Raw genomic sequence first — 19,897 nt, forward strand, 5'->3', positions numbered from 1 at the left:
CTGCGTGCCGGGATGACGCTGGCCGCCCCGGTGCATGACCGTTCCGGTCGCCTGCTGATCCCCGCGGGCATGACCCTGCAGGACAAGCATCTGCGGGTCCTGCGGGCCTGGGGCGTCAGCGAGGTGCGGATCCAGGACGGGGACCCGCCCGCGACCGAACCCGTCCCGGATGCGGCCGAGGGTACGCAGCCGACCACCGGCGAAGAGGATCCGGATGCCGCCGAGGCGCGCCTTGGCGCCACTGCGGACGAAGCGCTGGCGGAACGCTTCCAGCACTGCGACATCGAGCGCTTTCCGATGGACGGGATCTACCGCATCGCGCGACGTGCGATGATCGACGAACTTCGGCAGTCCAGGGGTGCGGGCTCGCGATGACTATGCGGTTGGAAGATTTCCTGCAGGCGGATGACGCGCTGTGCAGCTTCTCCGGTGCGTTCAATGCCATCGTCGAACGCATCAACGATCCAACCGCGAGCGTCGCCGACATCACCGAGGCGATCGAACTGGACCCCACGGTCGCGGCCAAGACCCTGCGCCTGGCCAATTCGTCGTTGTACGGGTTCCCGCAGGAGATCGAGACCCTGCATCGGGCAGTGGCCATCATCGGCCTGCAGCAGATCCGGCAGATCGTACTGTCCACTGTGGTGATCGAACATTTCCGCGGCCTGCCGGTGATCGGCGTGGACATGAGTTCATTCTGGCGACACAGTCTGGCGACCGCGATCATCGCCCGCGGGATCGCCCGTTTCCGTCGCGAAGCCAACGTTGACCGGCTGTACCTGTTCGGGCTGCTGCACGACATCGGCCGTCTGATTCTGTTCCTGCGCCTCGGCCGCGATACCGAGGAGCTGATCAACCTGCGCGAACGCGACGGTGAGCTGCTTTTCGTCACGGAACAGCGTTTTCTCGGATTCGACCATACGACCATCGGCAGCGGCCTGCTGGAGCAATGGGGCATGACGCCCGCTCACGTGGAAGCCACCCGCTATCACCACGACCCGCTGGCCGCGCCCGCCTTCCCGGTCGAGGCCGGCATCGTGCACGTCGCCGATTCGCTGGCCAACGCCCTGCGCCTGGGTTCCTCCGGGGAGCGCATGGTGCCGCCGGTCCGGGCCGAGGCTTTTGAACGTATAGGACTGGAGACCGCCGCCTGTGAAGATATCGCCGATACGGCACGCGAACAGCTCGATCAGCTGGCCCGAATCCTCCTGGACTGACCCCGCCATGAGCCCTTCGTACCGGACGCCGGAAGAATTCGAGCAGCTGCAGGAGCGAATTCGCTACCTGGAGCAGAGCCTCGAGGGCAACGCCTACGTGATGGACGTGCTGTCCTCGACGACGGCAATCTTTGGCGATACCGAGGGCAACCGCCGCCCCGAAGTGATCGTGCGCAACACCCTCGAAGCCGTGCGCCGCCTGCTGGCGCTTCCGGAGTCGGCCATCTATCTGCTCGACGGCGACGCCTCGTTCAATCTGGCCCAGCACGACGCGGAAGACGATACCCCCGGTGACCTGCCCGACCGTGTGGAACAGCTGATCCAGCAGGGGACCTTCTCCTGGGCCCTGCACGAAAACCACCCGGTGTTCCTGCCCGCCGGCGAAGATGGCGGGATGGTGCTGCTGCACGTCATATCCACCCGTACCCGGGTGCGCGGGATGTTCGCCGCCCGGCCGGGCCAGGACGAAGCCCCGCGTCACGAACTGGTCATGTCCGCCCTGACCCTGGTGCTGTTCAACGCGGCCTACGCGCTCGAATCGGCCGATCTCTACCACCTGATGGAACGGCGCCAGCAGGCCCTGCAACGCATCACCGAACGGCAATCGCGCGAGCTCCTGCATCACATGTCGCACGACTCGTTGACCAACCTGCCCAACCGCATGCTGTTCAGTGACCGTCTCGCCCAGGCCATGGAGCGTCATGCCAACGGCTCCAGCCATGTCGCGCTGATCCTGCTCGACCTGGACAATTTCAAGCGGCTGAATGACGCGCTGGGTCATCGCGCGGGGGACGAACTGATCCGCAAGGTAGCCACCGATCTTTCCGTCCTCCTGGAGACCCCCCGCGGATCAACGGGTGGCCAGGGCCCCAGCCCGACGCTATCGCGGCTGGGTGGCGACGAATTCGGCATCCTGGTGGAGGGGATCCAGGGGCTCGAGGGCGTCGTCCGTCTGGTGACCGAAATCGTGCGGACCACGGCGGTGGAACGGACGGTGGCCGACCATCCGGTGCTGACCTCCTGCTCGGCCGGGATCGCAGTGTTCCCCTACGACGGCGACGAACCCGACGCCCTGCTCAGCAACGCCGACGCCGCGATGTACGATGCCAAGGAACGCGGCCGCAACGGCTTCCGCTTCTACACCCAGGACCTCAATTCGCGAACCTTCCGGCACTTCCGCCTGGAAACCGACCTTGGCGGCGCCATCGAGGATGACCAGCTGCGGCTGCACTATCAGCCCAAGATCGAGCTGGCGACCGGCCGTGTCGTGGGTGCCGAGGCCCTGATCCGCTGGGACCACCCGCGTCTGGGGATGCTGCCCCCCGGTCAGTTCATGGAAATCGCGGAAGACATGACCCTGATCGAACAGATCGGAGAATGGGTTCTGCAACAGGCCTGCCGCGATCTCGCCTCCCTGCCCGGAACCGCGCAGGCGCTTCCGCATATCGCCATCAACGTCTCCGCGCGCCAGCTGCGCCAGCCCAATCTTGCGGAGGAATTCTTCGCGATCACCGAGGAACACGGGATCCCCGCCGACCGCATCGAGCTGGAGCTCACCGAGAGCGTGATCATGGATGACGCCGACACCGCCGCGCGCGTGTTCCAGCGCCTGCGCGAAGTCGGCATGTCACTGGCAGTGGACGACTTCGGTACCGGACATGCATCGCTGACCCAGCTCAAGCAGCTTCCGGCCGACACCCTCAAGATCGACCGCTCCTTCGTGATGGATCTGGAGAAGAGCCACGAGGACGCCAAGATCGTGCGTGCGATCGTGGTCATGGCGCGCAGCCTGGACATGCAGCTGGTGGCCGAAGGAGTGGAAACCGACGCGCAGATCCACTTGCTGCGGGAATTCGGCTGCGATTACGCCCAGGGGTTTCGCTATTCCCGGCCGGTCGCCTTCGACGAATTGCGGGAGATGATCGTCAACGACGTGCGCATGCTGCCCGAGTCCGAATAACGCGAACACCGAACCGCGCCGAACGGCCGGTTCAGGCGCCGCCGTCCGCTCCTCCGGTCAGACGCAGCGGATCCAGCAGGCCGCGCAGGCGATCGCGGTCCATGCCGGTGTGCTCCGCCGCCACTTCGATGATCGGCCGCCCGGAGGCGTAGGCCTCCTTGGCGATGCGGGCCCCCGCCTCATAACCGATCTCGGCGTTGAGCGCGGTCACCAGGATCGGGTTGCGATCCAGGGCCGCGCGCATCACCTCCTCGTTGACGCTGAAGCCCGCCACCGCGCGCTCGCCCAGATGGTCGGCGGCGCGCGCCAGCAGCCCCGTCATCTGCAACAGGTTGTCGGCGATCAGCGGCAGGCCCACGTTGAGCTGGAAATTGCCGGCGGCGCCGGCGGCCGTGACCGCAGCGTCCAGTCCGATCACCTGGCGCGCCGCCATCAGCACCGCTTCAGGAATAACCGGGTTCACCTTGCCGGGCATGATCGAACTGCCCGGCTGCAACGCCGGCAGCGCAATCTCACCGAGTCCGGCGAGCGGGCCCGAGTTCATCCAGCGCAGGTCCTCGGCGATCTTGATCAGCGCGGTGGCCACGGTCCGCAGCTGACCCGAATATTCCACTGCGGTGTCCTGGCTGGCCAGCGCGGCGAACCCGTTCGGCTCGCGCCGGAATGCCAGCCCGGTGCGTTCGGACAGGCGCTCCGCCACCCGCTCGCCGAACCCTTCCGGGGCATTGACCCCGGTACCCACCGCGGTCGCGCCGATGGCCAGCCGCCCCAGCCGGTCGCGGGTCGCCTCGAGGCGCTCCACCGCCTGCTCCAGCTGCGTGCGCCAGCCGGACAGTTCCTGGTCCAGGCGTACCGGCATGGCATCCATCAGATGAGTACGACCGGTCTTGACCAGGGTCTTTGCTCCCGCCTCGCGCCGTGCGATGGTCGCGATCAGGCGCCGCATCGCCGGAAGCAGCTCGTGTTCCAGCTGGTTGAGTGCGGCCACGTGCAGCGCCGTGGGGATCACGTCGTTCGAGCTCTGCGAGCGGTTCACGTGATCATTGGGGTGGACCGCCCCGGTGGCGCCGGTCGAGGCCAGATGCGCCAGCACCTCGTTCATGTTCATGTTGCTGCTGGTGCCCGAGCCCGTCTGGTACACGTCCACCGGGAAGGCATCGGCATGCTCGCCCAGCGCCACCGCCTCGGCCGCCTGCACGATGGCCTGCGCGGCCTCTCCGTCCAGCTGGCCCAGACCTTGATTGGCCTCGGCACAGGCCGCCTTGACCTGCGCCAGGGCACGGATGAAGGCGCCCGGCAGCGGGCGTCCGGCGATGGCGAAGTTGTCGATTGCACGCTGGGTCTGCGCGCCCCACAGGGCATGTTCGGGCACCTCCACGGTGCCCAGGCTGTCGTGTTCCTGGCGATGGCCTGATCGGGTCATTCCTGGCTCCGGCGGTCGACTTGATCGTTGTATTATACTGCGCCGCACAAGCAAGCCCCATCACAAGGCCGACCATGTCTCTGAACGCCCTCACCGCCATCGCCCCGGTCGATGGCCGTTATGCCCGTCACACCCGCGACCTTGCTCCCTGGTTCAGCGAGCAGGGCCTGATGCAGGCCCGCGTGCGCGTCGAGATCGCCTGGCTCAAGGCGCTGGCCGCCGAGCCCGCGATCACCGAGGTCCCGGCGCTCTCCGCCGAAGGCACCGCCGCGCTGGAGCGCATCGCGGCCGAGTTCGACAACGCCGCCGGCGAACGCGTGAAGGCCATCGAGGCGACCACCAATCATGACGTCAAGGCGATCGAGTACTACATCAAGGAGCAGATGCAGGACCATTCCGAACTCGCCGCACGCATGGAGTTCGTGCATTTCGCCTGCACCTCCGAGGACATCAACAACCTCGCCTACGGCGTGATGGTGCGCGAGGCGCGCAACGAGGTGATGCTGCCGGCGCTGGACGGCATCGTGGATACCCTGCGCCAGTTGAGCGGGGAGTTCGCCGACCAGCCGATGCTCTCGCGCACCCACGGTCAGCCCGCCTCGCCCAGCACCATGGGCAAGGAGATCGCCAACGTAGTGCACCGCCTGCAGGCCCAGCGCGAGCAGCTGGCCGGCGTGGTCTGCCGCGGCAAGATCAACGGCGCGGTGGGCAACTTTAATGCCCACGTGGTGGCCTACCCCGAGGTCGACTGGCCGGCACTGGCGCGGCGCGTGGTCAGTGACCTGGGCCTCGAGCCCAGTTCGCACACCACCCAGATCGAGCCGCACGACTACCTCGCCGAGATGTTCCATGCCTTCATGCGCGCCAACACCATCCTGCTGGATGCCTCGCGCGACATCTGGGGCTACATCTCGCTGGGCTATTTCAAGCAGAAGGTCGTGGCCGGCGAAGTCGGCTCCTCGACCATGCCGCACAAGGTCAACCCGATCGACTTCGAGAACGCCGAAGGCAACCTCGGCCTGGCCAACGCGGTGTTCGATCACCTCGCCGGCAAGCTGCCGGTCTCGCGCTTCCAGCGCGACCTCACCGACTCCACCGTGCTGCGCAACATCGGCATGGGCTTCGCGTGGTCGCTGATCGCCTGGAAGGCCTTCGCCCGCGGACTGGGCAAGCTGGAGATCGAATCCTCTCGCATGGAGGAGGATCTGGATGCCAACTGGGAGGTCCTCGGCGAAGCGGTGCAGACGGTGATGCGCCGCTACGGCATCGATTCGCCCTACGAGAAACTCAAGGACTTCACCCGCGGCCGCCGGATCACCCCCGAGGCCCTGCACGAGTTCATCGACGCGCAGGACATCCCCGAGGAGGCCCGCGCGCGCCTGCGCGAGCTGACCCCCGGGCGTTACACCGGTCTGGCGGACCGCCTGGCCCGCGACGTCTGAGTCGACCATGGCAGCGCCCGATCCGGATACCCCGCTGACCCTGCTGGGCGGACTCACGCCGGCCGCGTTCCTGCGGGATTACTGGCAGCAGAAACCCCTGCTGATCCGCGGCGCGATCCCCGGGTTCCAGAACCCCATCGAAGCCGACGATCTCGCCGGTCTGGCGACCGATCCCGAGGCCGGCAGCCGGCTGGTCCTCGGCCACCGCGAGCGCAACGACTGGGACGTGGAATACGGCCCGTTCGAGCCGGACCGCCTGGCCCGGCTGCCGGAACGCGACTGGACCCTGCTGGTCAGTGATATCGAACGGTTCTGGCCCGATGGCCCCGGATTCCTCGCGCAGTTCGATTTCATCCCGCGCTGGCGGCGCGACGACCTGATGATCTCGTACGCCCCGCCCGGCGGCTCGGTGGGCCCGCACGTGGATCAGTACGACGTCTTCCTGTTTCAGGCGGCGGGCCGCCGCCGCTGGCAGATCCAGGATCCGCCCGGGAACCCGGAATGCTTCGAGGATTTGCCGCTGGCGATCCTGCGGGACTTCCGGCCCACCGACTCCTGGGATCTGGAACCGGGCGACATGCTGTACCTGCCGCCGGGCGTCCCGCATTACGGTGAATCCCTGGATCGCGAATGCATGACCTGGTCCGTCGGCTTCCGCGCCCCGGCCATCCTCGACGTGCTCACCGGGTTCCTGGAAGAACGCGCGAACGTGATCGGGGATCAGGCCCGCTTCGAGGACCCGGGGCGCCCCGCCGACCAGTGGCCGGGGGAGCTTCCGGCCGGCGACCGGCGCGAACTGCGCGATGCCCTGCGGGCCCTGCTGGCGGCGGACGACGCCGATCTGGACGCCTACCTCGGCCGCTTCCTGACCCGTCCCACTGCAGGCACCGGGCTGGCTGCCCCGGACGAGGACGCCCCGCCCCCGACCCCGCAGCCGGGCGTTCGCTACCGCATCCATCCGGGCATCCGTCGGGCCTGGTTCCACGGTCCGGACGGCCCGGTGCTGTGCATCGCCGGGCATGATCACCCCGCGCCGGCGCTGGAACCGGAACAGCTGGAGATCTTTTGTACCGTGGAGAGCCTCGCCGCGGCAGACTGGGAAGCCGGCTTTCCGTCGATCCATCAGGTGCTGGAAGATGGCCTGCGCGAGGGGTGGCTGGAGCCCGACGACTGAGGGAAACACTGAGCGGCGGTACCGCCCGGGGCCAGCCCTGCAGCGGATTTCAGCCGGCCGGGGCCACCGCGTCGACCTGCGCCGCCGGACAGGCGGCCGCCGCCCGTTCGATCAGTTCGGGGCCGGCATCGGGACGATGGGCCCCTTCGGTCAGGATCCGCCGCCACTGCCGGGCCCCGGGTTCGCCGTGGAAAAGCCCCAGTATGTGGCGGGTCAGCCGCGCCAGCGGCACGCCCTCGCGCCGCATCCCTTCGGCCATGTCCTGCAGCTTGCGGACCACCTCGGCACGCTCGGGCCGCCGGGCCTCGCCGAAATACAGCCGGTCGACCTCCGCCAGACTCCAGGGGTGATGATAGGCATGACGGCCGAACATGACCCCGTCCAGGGTGGTCAGATGTTCGCGCGCGGCCTCCACGTCATCCAGCCCTCCGTTCAGCACGATCACGCACCCCGGGAATTCGGCCTTCAGCCGGTGTACCCGCGCGTAGTCCAGCGGCGGGACGTCGCGGTTGTCCTTCGGGCTCAGTCCCTGCAGCCACGCCTTGCGCGCATGCACGATGAAATGCCGGCAACCGGCATCCGACACGGTACGCACGAAGGCATGCAAATCCGCATCCGAATCCTGCTCGTCGATACCGATGCGATGCTTGACCGTCACCGGGATGTCGACCGCCGCCTGCATGGCCTCCACCGCGCGCGCGACCCGGTCGGGTGTCGCCATCAGGCTGGCTCCGAAATCACCCGACTGTACCCGGTCCGACGGACAGCCCACGTTGAGATTGATCTCGTCGTAGCCGAAGTCCTCGCCAATGCGCGCGGCCTCCGCCAGCGTGTCGGGCTCGGATCCCCCCAGCTGCAGCGCCAGCGGATGCTCGACCTCCGCGTAGCCGAGAAGATGCGCGCGATCGCCCCGCACCACCGCGTTGGCATGCAGCATTTCGGTGTACAGCAGCGCATGCCGCGTCAGAAGCCGGTGGAAGCGTCGGCACCAGCGGTCCGTCCAGTCCATCATCGGCGCGACGGAAAAGCGCTCCGGCCGGCCCGCGAGCGATGGCACGCAGGCCGTCGGCGAGCCGGATTGCGGCGCGCACACGATGGGGTTGGCAGAAGGCGGATCGGACATTCCGGGCTGAACCATAAATGGGCCGCCCATGGTGTCCCGGCGCGCCCCCGACGTCCAGCAACGCCCGACTCTGCCTGTGCCAATGCGACACGGGTCAGCCTGACCCGCTGTGTCCGACCGACTCAACCGCCCGCCGCCGGGCTATCTCTGGAACCATTTCACAGAATCCACCGTAACCCACTGATCCTTTGGGCTTCCAGACACCCTCTCCCTCACCTGGCACGGTCCCTGCTTTCCCTTCGGGTGCAGACGCCGGCTTCGCCGCTATCTTCGGCCTCCGGAGTCTGCCGAGATCTTTTTACAGACCCCAAGGAGCGCAGATCCATGAAATATCGCAAGACTGCCATCGCTTTTGCCCTCTCCTCCCTGTTCACCATTGGCTCCATGGCTACCGCCGGCGCCATGGGCGGCGGCGGTGCCGAACAGGGCGGTGCCCCGCCGGCCGAGGAAGGGGCACCGGAAGCGGGGGCTCCCCCGGAGGCCGGTGGTGCGCCTGACGCCGGAGGGGCTCAGGGCGGTGCGCCGCCGGCAGACGAGGGTGCTGCCGGGGGTGCCGATGCCGGTGGCGCGCCCATGGGTGCAGAAGAAGACGAAGACGACGACGAAGACGACGGCGCTCCGGACTGGTAACGCGCCCTCCCCTGCACACGCCGAAGCGGTCCTGCGGGCCCTTCGGCGTCTTTTTGCCTGCATGCGGGCCTGCGCATGTACAATCCGATGCGAATTCAGTCACGGAATCGCCGGATGACGTCTCCCGCAACCCCGCAGACCAACGATTTCCAGCAGAACGTTTCGCGCATGGTGGAACGCGCGATGCGCTACCTCGAGATCCCCGACGGGGCGTGCGAGGCGCTGCAAACCTGCGATTCGGTCATCCAGGTGTCCTTCCCCATCCAGTTCCGGGACCGCGTGGAGGTCTTTCATGGCTGGCGAGCCGTGCATTCCGCGCACCGGCTTCCGGTCAAGGGCGGCATGCGTTTCGCACCCAACATGGACCAGGCCCACGCCGAGGCCCTCGCGGCACTGATGTCCTACAAGTGCGCAATCATCGACATCCCGTTCGGCGGTTCCAAGGGCGGTCTGCGCATCGACCCGCGCCAGTACAATGAATGGGAACTGGAACGCATCACCCGCCGGTTCGCCCACGAACTGATCCAGCGCGATTACATCTCGCCGGCGCAGAACGTCCCGGCCCCCGACGTCGGCACCTCCCAGCGGGAAATGGCCTGGATGGCGGACACCTATCGCCAGCACCGTCCGGACGATATCAACCACGTCGCCGCGGTGACCGGCAAACCGGTGGATCTGGGCGGCATGCGTGGCCGGCTGGAAGCCACCGGCCGCGGCGTGCAGTACGCCCTGCAGGCCTTCTTCCGTTCGAAGGCGGCCGTCGCGGAGGCGGGCCTCGAGGGCGGCCTGAGTCAGCAGCGGGTCATCGTCCAGGGCTTCGGCAACGTGGGCTATCACCTCGCCCATTTCCTGCAGCAGGACAACAACGTCCGCATTGTCGGGATCATCAAGAGCGATGGCGGCATCTACGCCGAGCAGGGCCTCGATGTCAACGCGGTACATGACTACATGAACCGCACGGGCACCCTGGAAGGCTATCCGGGCGTGCGTTTCGAACGCGATGGCAACCGCCTGATGGAAGAAGACTGTGACGTGCTGGTCCCGGCCGCGCTGGAAGGCGCGATCCACGAGGACAACGCGCCGCGCATCCGCGCCCGCCTGGTGGTCGAGGCCGCCAACGGCCCCTGCACCTTCGAGGGCGACCGCATCCTGCAGCAGCGCGGAATCACGGTGCTGCCCGACGTGTTCGTCAATGCCGGCGGCGTGGTGGTCTCCTATTTCGAATGGGTGCGCAACATCCAGCACATCCGCTTTGGCCGCATGGAACGCCGCTACGACCAGGCCCAGGGCCAGCACATCGTCAGCGCCATCGAGATGATGACCAACCAGGATGTGCCCGAGTGGCTGCGCGACTCCATCGTGCGTGGTGCCGAGGAGATCGATCTGGTGCGCTCGGGCCTGGACGACACCATGCGCGAGGCCTTCAGCGAGATGCAGGAAGTGCGCGAGGTGGAAAGCAACGGTGAGGTCCTCGACTACCGTACCGCGGCGTACCTGATCGCCCTGCGCAAGATCATCCGCGCCCGTCCCGACCTGAAGGTCATCTGACCCGACCGAAACGGGCCTCCAGCGCCGCGAACACCGCCCGCAGCCCCATCGCCTCGCCACCCTTCGGCCGGCCCGGGCGTGCGCGGGTGTTGAAGGCCATGATGTCGAAATGCAGCCAGGGCGTTTCGGCCGGCACGAAATCCTGCAGGAACAGCGCCGCGGTGATCGCCCCGGCCTGCCCGCCCGAACTGGCGTTGACCACGTCGGCCACGTCGCTCTCCAGCATGTGCCGGTACGGCGCATGCAGTGGCAGCCGCCAGACCGGATCGTCCCACGCCCGTGCCGGCTCTTCCAGGGCGGCGGCCCAGGCGTCGTCGCTGGCGAAGAACGCGGCGATCTCGTGCCCCACGGCCACCCGCGCCGCACCGGTCAGGGTCGCGAAATCCACCACCAGGGCCGGCTCCAGTTCGCCCGCGCGGTCCAGCAGATCGGCCAGCACCAGGCGGCCCTCGGCATCGGTATTGTCGATCTCCACGGTACGCCCGCTGCGCGTGCTCAGGACATCGCCCGGACGGAAGGAACGCGAACCCACCGCATTCTCCACCGCCCCGATCAGGACCGTCAGGCGGACTGCAAGTCCGGCCCGCATGATCAGGCCGGCCAGCCCCAGCGCCGTGGCCGCACCGCCCATGTCCTTCTTCATCTGCCGCATCGCACTGTCGGGCTTGATGTTCAGACCGCCCGAATCGAAACAGACCCCCTTGCCCACCAGTACCACCGGCGGGGCATCCTCCGGCCCCCAGGTCAGCTCGATCACCCGCGGGTGGTGTTCGCTGGCGCGCCCTACGGCATGGATGCATGGCCAGTCCCGGGCCACCTCATCGGGATCCGCCACCACCCGGGCGGCTCCGCCGTGACGTTCGGCCAGACCCTCGGCCTCCGCCGCCAGTTCGCCCGGCATCAGATCGGCCGGGGCCGTATTGATCAGATCGCGGGTGTGGCCGATCGCCGCCACCATGGATGTGACCCGCTCCCGATTCACCCCGTCCGGCCAGATCAGCCGCACCGGCGTGTCGTCGGTCGGTGGCTCGCTGCGATATCGGCGAAAGCGATAACTTCCCAGCCCCCAGCCGACCGCCGCCCGTTCGATCGCCTCCGCTGTCAGTCCCGCCTCCTGCAGGCGATAATCTCCCCCCGGCAGGGACCCCGCCGCCGCGGCCAGCATCCACAGGGGCTGGTCGACGTCGTAGCCGACCAGGACCGCTTCCAGCTCACCCTGGTCCCCGGCGATCTGCAGAACGCCTCCGGCCTCGCCGGTAAAACCCGTCGCCCGCGCCCAGCGCGCATAGCGTGCGGGCCGCCCCTCCAGCGCGGCATGCAGCGACTCCGGCGTCACGGGTATCAGTTCAACGGCGGCGGACGACTCATCAACAAAAACGGATTCCACTGGGGGCTTCCTCATCTGCACGGCAAAGCCCCCATAATAACGCCACCTGCGGCCGGGACGCCCGGCCCCCACCGACCGACAGGGAACGTGCCATGACGCCAGCACTGGAAATCCGCGGGCTGCGCAAGACCTACAGCAACGGCTTCGAAGCCCTCAAGGGAATCGACCTCGAGGTCTCCCCCGGCAGCTTTTTCGCCCTGCTCGGGCCCAATGGCGCCGGCAAGTCGACCACCATCGGCATCATCACCTCGCTGGTGAACAAGACGGCCGGGGAAGTCCGGGTGTTCGGCCACGACCTCGACCGGGATCCCCGGGGCGTCAAGCGCTCGATCGGCCTGGTCCCACAGGAGTTCAATTTCAACCAGTTCGAACCGGTGGGCGAGATCGTCGTCAACCAGGCCGGCTACTACGGCATTCCCCGCCGCGAGGCCTGGGACCGCGCCGGCCACTATCTCAACGAACTGGGCCTGTGGGACAAGCGCGAGAACATGGCCCGCATGCTCTCCGGCGGCATGAAACGCCGCCTGATGATCGCCCGCGCCCTAGTGCACGAACCGCGGCTGCTGATCCTCGACGAACCCACCGCCGGGGTCGACATCGAGTTGCGGCGCTCCATGTGGGACTTCCTGCAGAAGATCAACGATGACGGCCGCAGCATCATCCTGACCACCCACTATCTCGAGGAAGCCGAATCGCTCTGCCGCAACATCGCGATCATCGACGACGGCCGCATCATCGAGAACACCACGATGAAGCAGCTCCTGGCCAAGCTCGAGACCGAGACCATGGTGCTGGACCTGGTGGAACCCCCGCTGGCGGTACCGGAGGGCGGCCCGATCCCGCTGCGACGCATCGACGAACTGACCCTGGAGGCCGAGATCCACTCCAACCAGAACCTGAACGATCTGTTCCAGCTCCTTGATAACCAGGGGATCCGGGTCCAGAGCATGCGGAACAAGGCGAATCGTCTGGAAGAGCTCTTTGTCCGCATGACCCAGAACGAGGCCACCCGCAGCCCGCTGACACCCGGCGGCGACGGAGCCACCGAGCAGCAGGAGGGCCAGGCATGACCCGCGCGGATCTCCGGTTGTGGGGCACCGCCCTGCGCACCATCGCAATCAAGGAAATACTGCGTTTTGCCAGAATCTGGGTGCAGACCGTGTTGCCCCCGGTCGTCACCACCGCGCTGTACTTCATCATCTTCGGCGGCCTGATCGGCGAACGCATTGGCGAAATGGAAGGCTTTCGCTACATGGACTTCATCGTTCCCGGGCTGATCATGCTGGCGGTGATCACCAACAGCTATTCCAACGTCGTATCATCATTTTTTGGTTCAAAGTTTCAGCGTCATATCGAGGAGCTGTTGGTCTCGCCGATCCCCAACAGCGTCATCATCCTGGGCTTCATATTCGGCGGCGTAGCACGCGGGCTCACCGTGGGCGTGGCCGTTCTGATTGTCTCGCTGTTCTTTTCGCCCCTGAGCGTGCACAACCCGATCGTGATGCTGCTGGTCGTCCTTTTGACTTCCATCCTGTTCGCACTGGCCGGGCTGATCAATGGAGTCTTCGCACGAACTTTCGACGATATCGCGCTGATTCCAACGTTCGTTCTAACCCCTCTGACCTACCTCGGAGGCGTCTTCTATTCAATCAGCCTGCTGCCCGATTTCTGGCAGGGCGCGTCCATGCTGAACCCGATCTTTTACATGGTGGACGCCTTTCGTTACGGCAGTCTGGGAACCAGTGACTTTCCCGTGATCGCATCCTTTGCCATCATCGCGATGTTCATCATTGTGCTCTATGGTCTGGCACTGTGGCTTCTGAATCGGGGAACGGGCATCCGCTCATGAAGACATTCAAGCGACGGCACCGCGAGAATCGGCGCATCCGTGAGGGTGGTTCACATCGCGGCCAAACGTGGTATAAATCGGCAACGCCCAACGGAACCACTTCCATGAACGGTCAGCGCAGGATCACGTCTTCGGTCATCGTGGGAACCGCCGGCCTCGCCCTCGCAGTGGGTTCCGGCCTGGTCCTCGCCTCCAAGCCACAGGAAACGGAACAGCCCCTGCAGATCGCGCCACTCTCGACCGCGGACTCCGGGTCGCCGTACAACGGTTCCGGGTCTCGGGACACGGGGACCCGTGCCGACTGGAGCCAGGCCTCGGTGGCCGAACCGGTGCCCGCGGTGGGCGGCGCGGTTCCGCCGGGGGACACCCGCACGGTGGCATTCGCGTTCGAACCGGAGCGGGATGCCGGAGAGCCGCCGTCGGCCAGCGAGCCGACGACCGGGGCCACTTCGTACGAAACCTTTGACCTGGATGACGACGAGCCCTCCGCAACGGCCGAACTCGGCCACTCGGACTGGAATTCGCACACCCTGGATCGCAACGAGCGCCTCTCCGGGCTGTGGGAACAGGAATGGGATCTGCCGCTGGCCACGCTTTATCGCCTGCTGGACGACGACGAAAATGCCGACATCCTGAACCGTGTTCGCCCGGGCCAGGAGATCGAGTGGCAAGTGGACGACGAAGGCTACCTGACCCGGATGCGGCTGTGGACCGACAGCGCCTCGGGCTACGAATGGGTCCGCGAGGAGGACGGCTGGGACTTTGACCGCCATGAGGTCGAGAATGCCCGCGAGACCTCGCACCTGATCATCAGCGCCGAGATCGACGGCTCGATTTCCGCGGCCCTTTCTCGCCAGACCGAACTGTCCTCGCGGGCGGCCGCGGCGATCGCCGTGCTGATGGACCGCCACCTGCCGGTGCGCCTGAACGCACGCGCCGGCGATGAATTCACCCTGCTGGTGGAACAGGAGACCGTCGTCGGCGAGGACACGCCGCAAAATCTGAGACTGCTGGCGTTCGACTACAACGGCGAGCGGATTCAGGAGGAAGCCGCGCGCAACGTCAACGGACGCTTCTATCGCCCGGACGGCGAAAGCCTGCTGCCGCCGTTCGACCGCCGCCCCTTCTCCGGCAACTACCGCATCAGCTCGGGCTTCGATCCGCAGCGACGGCATCCGGTCACCGGGCGGGTCGCGCCGCACCACGGGACGGACTTCGCCATGCCGGTGGGGACCCCCATTCAGGCACCGGCGGATGGTCGAGTCACGCGCGTCGAGCACGACCGGTATGCCGGTCGCTTCATCGTGATCGAACACGGGCAGGGCTACTCCACGCGCTATCTCCATCTGGACCGTGCCCTGGTCAGCCCGGGGGATGATGTCGAGCGGGGCGATCGCATCGCCCTGTCGGGCAACACCGGACGCAGTACCGGCCCGCACCTGCACTACGAGGTGCACGTAAAGGGACGGCCGAAGGATCCGATGCGAGTGGCGTTGCCCGAGAGCGACTCGCTCGAAGGCGAAGACCTCGAGCAGTTTCGCGAGATCGGCGAAGTCCTGTTCGCGCAGCTGGAGAACGGGCAGCGCGGCGAACAGGTCGCTCTGCGGCCGTTCAGCGAACTCGCCGGGCAGTAAGAACCAGCCCGCCGCTCCCGCCGTTGCCCGAAGCACTGGCCTTTGCACGTCTCGAATGGAGGGACGGACAGCCCGTCTCTCCCGAGTTCGGCGACGGCTATTTCGGCTCGGACGCGCCGCTCGAGGAAGCGCACGAAGTCTTTCTCGAGGCCAACGACCTTCCGCGGCGTTTTGCCCGGCCCGGCGCCCGACTTGCGGTCGCCGAGACCGGCTTCGGCACCGGTCTCAACGCCCTTCTGACACTGCGGGAGTGGCGCTCGCGGGCGCAGCCCGACGGCTTCCTGTCCCTGATCGGCTTTGAATCACGCCCCCTGCACCCCGACGACCTCGACCGCGCACATCGGATGCTGGGGCTGGACGGACCTGACGCCGAGCGTCTGCGCAGCGGTTACCCACCTCCGGTAACCGGCCTGCACCGGATCCATTTCCCGCAGGCACGAGCAGTCCTGACCCTGGTGTTCGGTGATGCGGCCGTCACCCTCCCGCAGCTGAATGCCGGCGTGGATGCCTGGTACCTGGACGGATTTGCACCGCGTCGCAACCCCGGCCTGTGGAATATTGGCGTGTTCCGTCAAATGGCGCGTATCTCCCGGCCCGGCACCACCTTTGGAACCTATGCAGCGGCCGGACAGGTGCGGCGGGACCTGGAAGCGGCGGGCTTCACCGTGCGGCGGGAACCCGGCCATGGCCGGAAACGCGAACGGCTGTGCGGTCATTTCGGCGACAGCAAACCCGCAAGCGACCCGGAAGATCGCCCGCGGCCCGAGCGCGTGGCGGTCATCGGCGCGGGTATTGCCGGGCTCTCGGCCGCCCTCGCCCTGCAGGACCGCGGCTGCAACGTCCACCTGTTCGATCCCGCCGGTCCCGGCGGCGGAGCCTCCGGTAACCCCGCCGCGGTGCTTCTGCCCCACCTGCTGCCCGACGACGCCGGGCTCAATGCCCTCGCCCTGACCGGGATGCGGCATACGCATGCGCTGATCAAGCGTGCCGCCGAAGGGCTGAACGGCGATGAATCCGAGGTCCTGCTGGGAGACAGCGTCGCCTTCCATGGTATTTCGGGGCATGCGCGCAAGCGCGTGCAGCGCCTGCGTGCGCGCGATCCGGCCGAGAGCGGGTATCTGTTCGATCCCGCCGCCACCACCCCTGCCGGCGCCCCGGGCCCGGTTCTGGACTACCCCGGCGGACGAGCGGTCAACATGAGCGCCCTCTGTCGCGGCCTGGCCGGCGCTCTTCCGGCAGTGGAACGCTACCGGGTCAGGGAGGTCCGGCCCGGACCCGACGAAGTGCTGCTGGAGTTCGACGGGGATCCGGCAACAAGCACGACCTTCCACGCCGTCGTCATCGCCACGGCTGGCGTGCCCCTTTGTCCCGAACAGGCACGGCTCGACACCGTTGGCGGACAGATGACCCGTCTGCGTTACCCGCTGGCAAGTCGCGATTTCCGGGTGCGCACCGGCCAGGGCTACTGGATACGCCAGGACACGGACGACCACTGGATCGGCGCAACCTATCGCCATGACGGCCTGCCCGATGATCCGTCCCTCCCGCCCGAACCGACTATCGAAGACGACCATCACAACCTGAGGCACCTGGCATGGGTACCGGGGATGCCGTCTCCGGAGGATGCCCGCATCATGGAACGCTGGACCGGGATCCGCGCCGTCTACCGGGACCGTCTGCCGCTAGTGGGAGCATCCAGCGTGGACGCGCGCGGCCGGGTGATGCTGACGCTCGGGCACGGCTCCCGTGGGCTGCTGTATGCCCCGATCAGCGGTGAACTGGCCGCCGACCGGCTGGTGGACCTGCCGGAACCCGTTGAAAAGGCCGTGGCGCGGCGCCTTTCACCGCGGCGCCTGGACAAGGGTCCGGGTTAAGGAAACGCTGATCCATGTGCACGCTGGCGGTGGTTCCCCGGGTTTTCCGAGACAAGGCGCGTCGCGCAGCGGGTAGTGACTCCGCCTGCAAGCGACGCAACGCAGGATCGGGGAACCGGGAGTGCCAACCCCGATCAGTGTTTCCTTAACGGACGTCGTCCCCCTCCACCCACGCCACCGCATTGCGTCCCCGCCCCTTCACCCGGTACATCGCCCGGTCGGCGGACGCGATCAGTTCGGACAGGCTCTCGCCGTGCTCCGGATGAAACGCAACGCCAATGCTGGCCGTGACGACGACCGAAACCAGCGCACCGTCATCCAGGGTCAGCTCCCATCGGGTTTCGAAGACGCCGCGGATCCTCTCGATGAGGGGGGGCACTTCATCCCGTGAGGCGAGGGATCCCGTCAGTATCAGGAATTCGTCGCCACCCAGACGCACGAGCAGGTCCTCGGCCCGCAGCTGGTCCGCGAGAGCCGCGGACAACCTGCGCAGTAGCTGGTCACCCACCGCATGTCCGTACTGGTCATTGACCGGCTTGAAACAGTCCAGATCGATGAAAATCATGGCCAGCTGCTCGCCCTGGCGTCGGGCACGGGAAGACATGCGGGGAAACGCGCGTTCCAGCGCCGCACGATTGGCCGCCTCGGTCAGTGGATCCTGCCACGCGAGCGTCTGGAGCCGCTCTTCCAGGTGGCGGCGGGCCGTGACATCCAGCGCATGCCAGACCACCGCCGCCCGGCCTTCGAAATGCGCGGCAATGGGACGCACGCGGGCCTCGAACCAGCGTTGCCCGTCCTCGCGGCATTCGCCCGGGGCATATCCCTCCGCCGATCCGGCCGGATGCAGAACGCCCGGGTCCAGAAGATATTCGGTTTCCTGCAGGGCTCCCTCGGAGAGCGCACGCCTTACAACCGCGAGAAACTGCCGGGCCACGGGCTCGGGCAGCAACTCCTCCACGCAATGGCCCACGATCGCCCCGGGCCCCTCAGCGTCGACTTCCCCCCGTGCCCAGGCATCTCCGAAGGAGCGATATACCCTCCCCTCTTCGCCAATGACCAGCGCGTGCCCGGGCATGGCCTCGAACAGGGCATCCTGCAGGTCGCGCGCCTGGGCAAGGGCCTCGAACAGCATCCGGTTTTCGTGCACGTCCACGAGGATGAGGAGCATGGCCTGCCCCTGCTCCCATGGGATCGGCACCCAGCGCAGCAGATGGAAGCGCCAGTGACCATCCGCCATGCGGACACGGACCTGACGGCCGGATGGCTCCGGGTCTTCTTCGGAGAAGTCGAGATCGGCCGGCAGACCTTCGATATCGTCCGGATGAAACAGAGCAAGGTCTTCAACCGTACCGAGCACACCGGGGGTGCGCCCGGTAGCGCGGCGAAACGCCGGATTGGTCCAGAGCAACCGTGTACCCCGCACCACCAGCGTGGCATCTTCCAGGTTGCTGACCAGTGCATGATATTGCGCCAGAAGGCGACGACGGTCGCGGACGTATCCCGTCACGCGCCAGCTGAGACCGCCCAGGGCCAGCGTACCGACGATCCCGAAGGCCCACCAGGCCGGTGGCCGGGCGGTGGGAATGGCATCCTCCGCCGGGCGCGCCAGCAGCACCCATTCGCCACCGGCAAAACTGACCGTCTGGCGCCATTCAATGGGACCGGCCGCGATCTCCTGCGGATCATGGAACACCTCACCACGCGCGCCAGTCCCGTCCCTGCCCTTTATGGCAAGCTGCACGAGACCGCTGCCCTGCCCGAAACCCGCCCGCTCCAGAATCGCCTCGAAATCGAGGGCAACGCTGGACATCGTGAACAAGGGGGCAGACGGCGAACCGTTCGTCACCCCGTCAACGGAGCCCGGTACTCCAACCGGGCTGCGTACCAGCAGGCCGACCCCGCCCTGCTCCAGTTCCCAGGGCCCGGCCACCACCGTCTGTCCGGAATCCATGACCCGACGGAACGAGTCTCCCTGTTCGGGGTGCTCCGCAATGTCGAGGCCGAGGGCTTCACGATTGCCCTCCAGCGGATACACGAAATGGATGCGGGAACCTGCCAGCAGCGTCAATGAGCGGAAGACTTCCGGATCCCGGCGATAGAGCCGTTCGGCCACGCGTTCGAATTCCTCGACATCCAGACCGGGCCGGGCCTCGGCATAGGCCGAAAGACCGATGGTGGCGTGAACCAGACTGTTGATCACGCTTTCCAGGCGCGTACGCTTGCTGGCTACCTCGCTGGCGAGGTTGGAGTGATGGCGCTCCGTGAGCTGCCGCTCCCAGGCGCGATCCGCCAACAGGAACATGCCGGCAAACAGCAGCATTGCCACGAAGCCGACGGCCAGTGGCAGGGAACGCGGACTCCCGTGAAGGACCATCCCGCCAACGTCGTGGGCCCCGGGGTTTCGACCAGAATCTTCTTCGGACGGCTGGCTCATTTCCCCTGTCCCCGCAAACGGGGTCCCTTGAATCCACAATGCATCGGGAGCGGCACGAAAACCATTGCCTGTTGTCCTTCCGCCGGAAGAGCACAGATTCCCGGCAGAGAAGCTGGTGGGGACGGCCGGACTCGAACCGGCACGGCCTTGTGGCCGGCAGATTTTAAGTCTGCTGCGTCTACCTGTTTCGCCACGCCCCCGC

Annotated in this window: 15 protein-coding genes and 1 tRNA gene; 11 read left to right on the forward strand and 5 right to left on the reverse strand. The window is 66.9% G+C overall.

Annotated elements, in window-relative coordinates:
- The first annotated feature begins 12 nt into the window (after positions 1-12).
- From D577_RS0102585 to D577_RS0102595, 3 genes are read left to right on the forward strand one after another with little or no spacing between them, the layout of a single operon-like run.
- Positions 13-375 carry a hypothetical protein gene (locus D577_RS0102585; protein WP_018946028.1) on the forward strand — a complete coding sequence of 121 codons (363 nt, stop codon included), beginning with the start codon at positions 13-15 and terminating at the stop codon, positions 373-375.
- Between the two features lie 2 nt (positions 376-377).
- Positions 378-1,217, forward strand: a complete 840-nt coding sequence (locus tag D577_RS0102590; protein WP_018946029.1) for an HDOD domain-containing protein — start codon at positions 378-380, stop codon at positions 1,215-1,217.
- Positions 1,218-1,224: 7 nt separating this feature from the next.
- The gene (locus D577_RS0102595; protein ID WP_018946030.1) at positions 1,225-3,177 is read left to right on the forward strand and encodes a bifunctional diguanylate cyclase/phosphodiesterase; all 1,953 of its coding nucleotides are present in this window, start codon (positions 1,225-1,227) and stop codon (positions 3,175-3,177) included.
- A 31-nt stretch (positions 3,178-3,208) separates the two neighbouring features.
- Here the strand turns inward: D577_RS0102595 and D577_RS0102600 are convergent, their stop codons facing one another.
- Positions 3,209-4,600 (reverse strand): lyase family protein, encoded by a 1,392-nt coding sequence (locus D577_RS0102600; RefSeq protein WP_018946031.1) that lies wholly within the window; start codon positions 4,598-4,600, stop codon positions 3,209-3,211.
- A gap of 74 nt (positions 4,601-4,674) precedes the next feature.
- On the opposite strand from D577_RS0102600, the gene purB reads away from it, so the two are divergent.
- Complete coding sequence (gene purB, locus D577_RS0102605) at positions 4,675-6,042, forward strand: adenylosuccinate lyase (protein ID WP_018946032.1); 1,368 nt, start codon at positions 4,675-4,677, stop codon at positions 6,040-6,042.
- Between the two features lie 7 nt (positions 6,043-6,049).
- The gene (locus D577_RS0102610; protein ID WP_018946033.1) at positions 6,050-7,216 is read left to right on the forward strand and encodes a cupin domain-containing protein; all 1,167 of its coding nucleotides are present in this window, start codon (positions 6,050-6,052) and stop codon (positions 7,214-7,216) included.
- A 49-nt stretch (positions 7,217-7,265) separates the two neighbouring features.
- On the opposite strand, the gene dusA is transcribed toward D577_RS0102610, so the two are convergent.
- Complete coding sequence (gene dusA, locus D577_RS0102615) at positions 7,266-8,339, reverse strand: tRNA dihydrouridine(20/20a) synthase DusA (protein ID WP_167539478.1); 1,074 nt, start codon at positions 8,337-8,339, stop codon at positions 7,266-7,268.
- Positions 8,340-8,663: 324 nt separating this feature from the next.
- Here dusA and D577_RS0102620 point away from each other — a divergent pair, with 324 nt between their 5' ends.
- Both D577_RS0102620 and D577_RS0102625 read left to right on the forward strand, forming a co-directional pair.
- The gene (locus D577_RS0102620) at positions 8,664-8,969 is read left to right on the forward strand and encodes a hypothetical protein (protein ID WP_018869379.1); all 306 of its coding nucleotides are present in this window, start codon (positions 8,664-8,666) and stop codon (positions 8,967-8,969) included.
- A 114-nt stretch (positions 8,970-9,083) separates the two neighbouring features.
- The gene (locus D577_RS0102625; protein WP_018946035.1) at positions 9,084-10,517 is read left to right on the forward strand and encodes a Glu/Leu/Phe/Val dehydrogenase; all 1,434 of its coding nucleotides are present in this window, start codon (positions 9,084-9,086) and stop codon (positions 10,515-10,517) included.
- Here the strand turns inward: D577_RS0102625 and D577_RS0102630 are convergent.
- The gene (locus D577_RS0102630) at positions 10,510-11,904 is read right to left on the reverse strand and encodes a M17 family metallopeptidase (protein ID WP_018946036.1); all 1,395 of its coding nucleotides are present in this window, start codon (positions 11,902-11,904) and stop codon (positions 10,510-10,512) included. The two genes, D577_RS0102625 and D577_RS0102630, sit on opposite strands and share 8 nt — an antisense overlap.
- Positions 11,905-11,996: 92 nt before the next feature.
- Between D577_RS0102630 and D577_RS0102635 the strand changes: the two genes are divergently transcribed.
- The 4 genes from D577_RS0102635 to mnmD all read left to right on the forward strand — a co-directional run bounded on the left by D577_RS0102635 (position 11,997) and on the right by mnmD (position 17,261).
- Entirely contained in the window at positions 11,997-12,974 is a 978-nt protein-coding gene (locus tag D577_RS0102635) for an ABC transporter ATP-binding protein (protein ID WP_018946037.1), read from the forward strand.
- Positions 12,971-13,753: an ABC transporter permease gene (locus D577_RS0102640; RefSeq protein ID WP_018946038.1), complete on the forward strand. Its 783-nt coding sequence runs from the start codon at positions 12,971-12,973 to the stop codon at positions 13,751-13,753. The genes D577_RS0102635 and D577_RS0102640 overlap by 4 nt, the downstream gene beginning before the upstream one ends.
- 104 nt (positions 13,754-13,857) lie before the next feature.
- Entirely contained in the window at positions 13,858-15,387 is a 1,530-nt protein-coding gene (locus D577_RS0102645) for a peptidoglycan DD-metalloendopeptidase family protein (protein ID WP_018946039.1), read from the forward strand.
- 23 nt (positions 15,388-15,410) lie between these two features.
- Positions 15,411-17,261, forward strand: a complete 1,851-nt coding sequence (gene mnmD, locus D577_RS0102650; RefSeq protein ID WP_018946040.1) for a tRNA (5-methylaminomethyl-2-thiouridine)(34)-methyltransferase MnmD — start codon at positions 15,411-15,413, stop codon at positions 17,259-17,261.
- 145 nt (positions 17,262-17,406) lie between these two features.
- Here the strand turns inward: mnmD and D577_RS0102655 are convergent, their stop codons facing one another.
- Both D577_RS0102655 and D577_RS0102660 read right to left on the reverse strand, forming a co-directional pair.
- Positions 17,407-19,581 (reverse strand): diguanylate cyclase, encoded by a 2,175-nt coding sequence (locus D577_RS0102655; RefSeq protein WP_026288866.1) that lies wholly within the window; start codon positions 19,579-19,581, stop codon positions 17,407-17,409.
- A 227-nt stretch (positions 19,582-19,808) separates the two neighbouring features.
- Positions 19,809-19,895 (reverse strand) — tRNA-Leu (locus tag D577_RS0102660).
- Positions 19,896-19,897 lie beyond the last annotated feature (2 nt).

Origin of the sequence: Thioalkalivibrio sp. AKL17 (genome assembly GCF_000377885.1) — a bacterium.
Lineage (GTDB): Bacteria > Pseudomonadota > Gammaproteobacteria > Ectothiorhodospirales > Ectothiorhodospiraceae > Thioalkalivibrio > Thioalkalivibrio halophilus.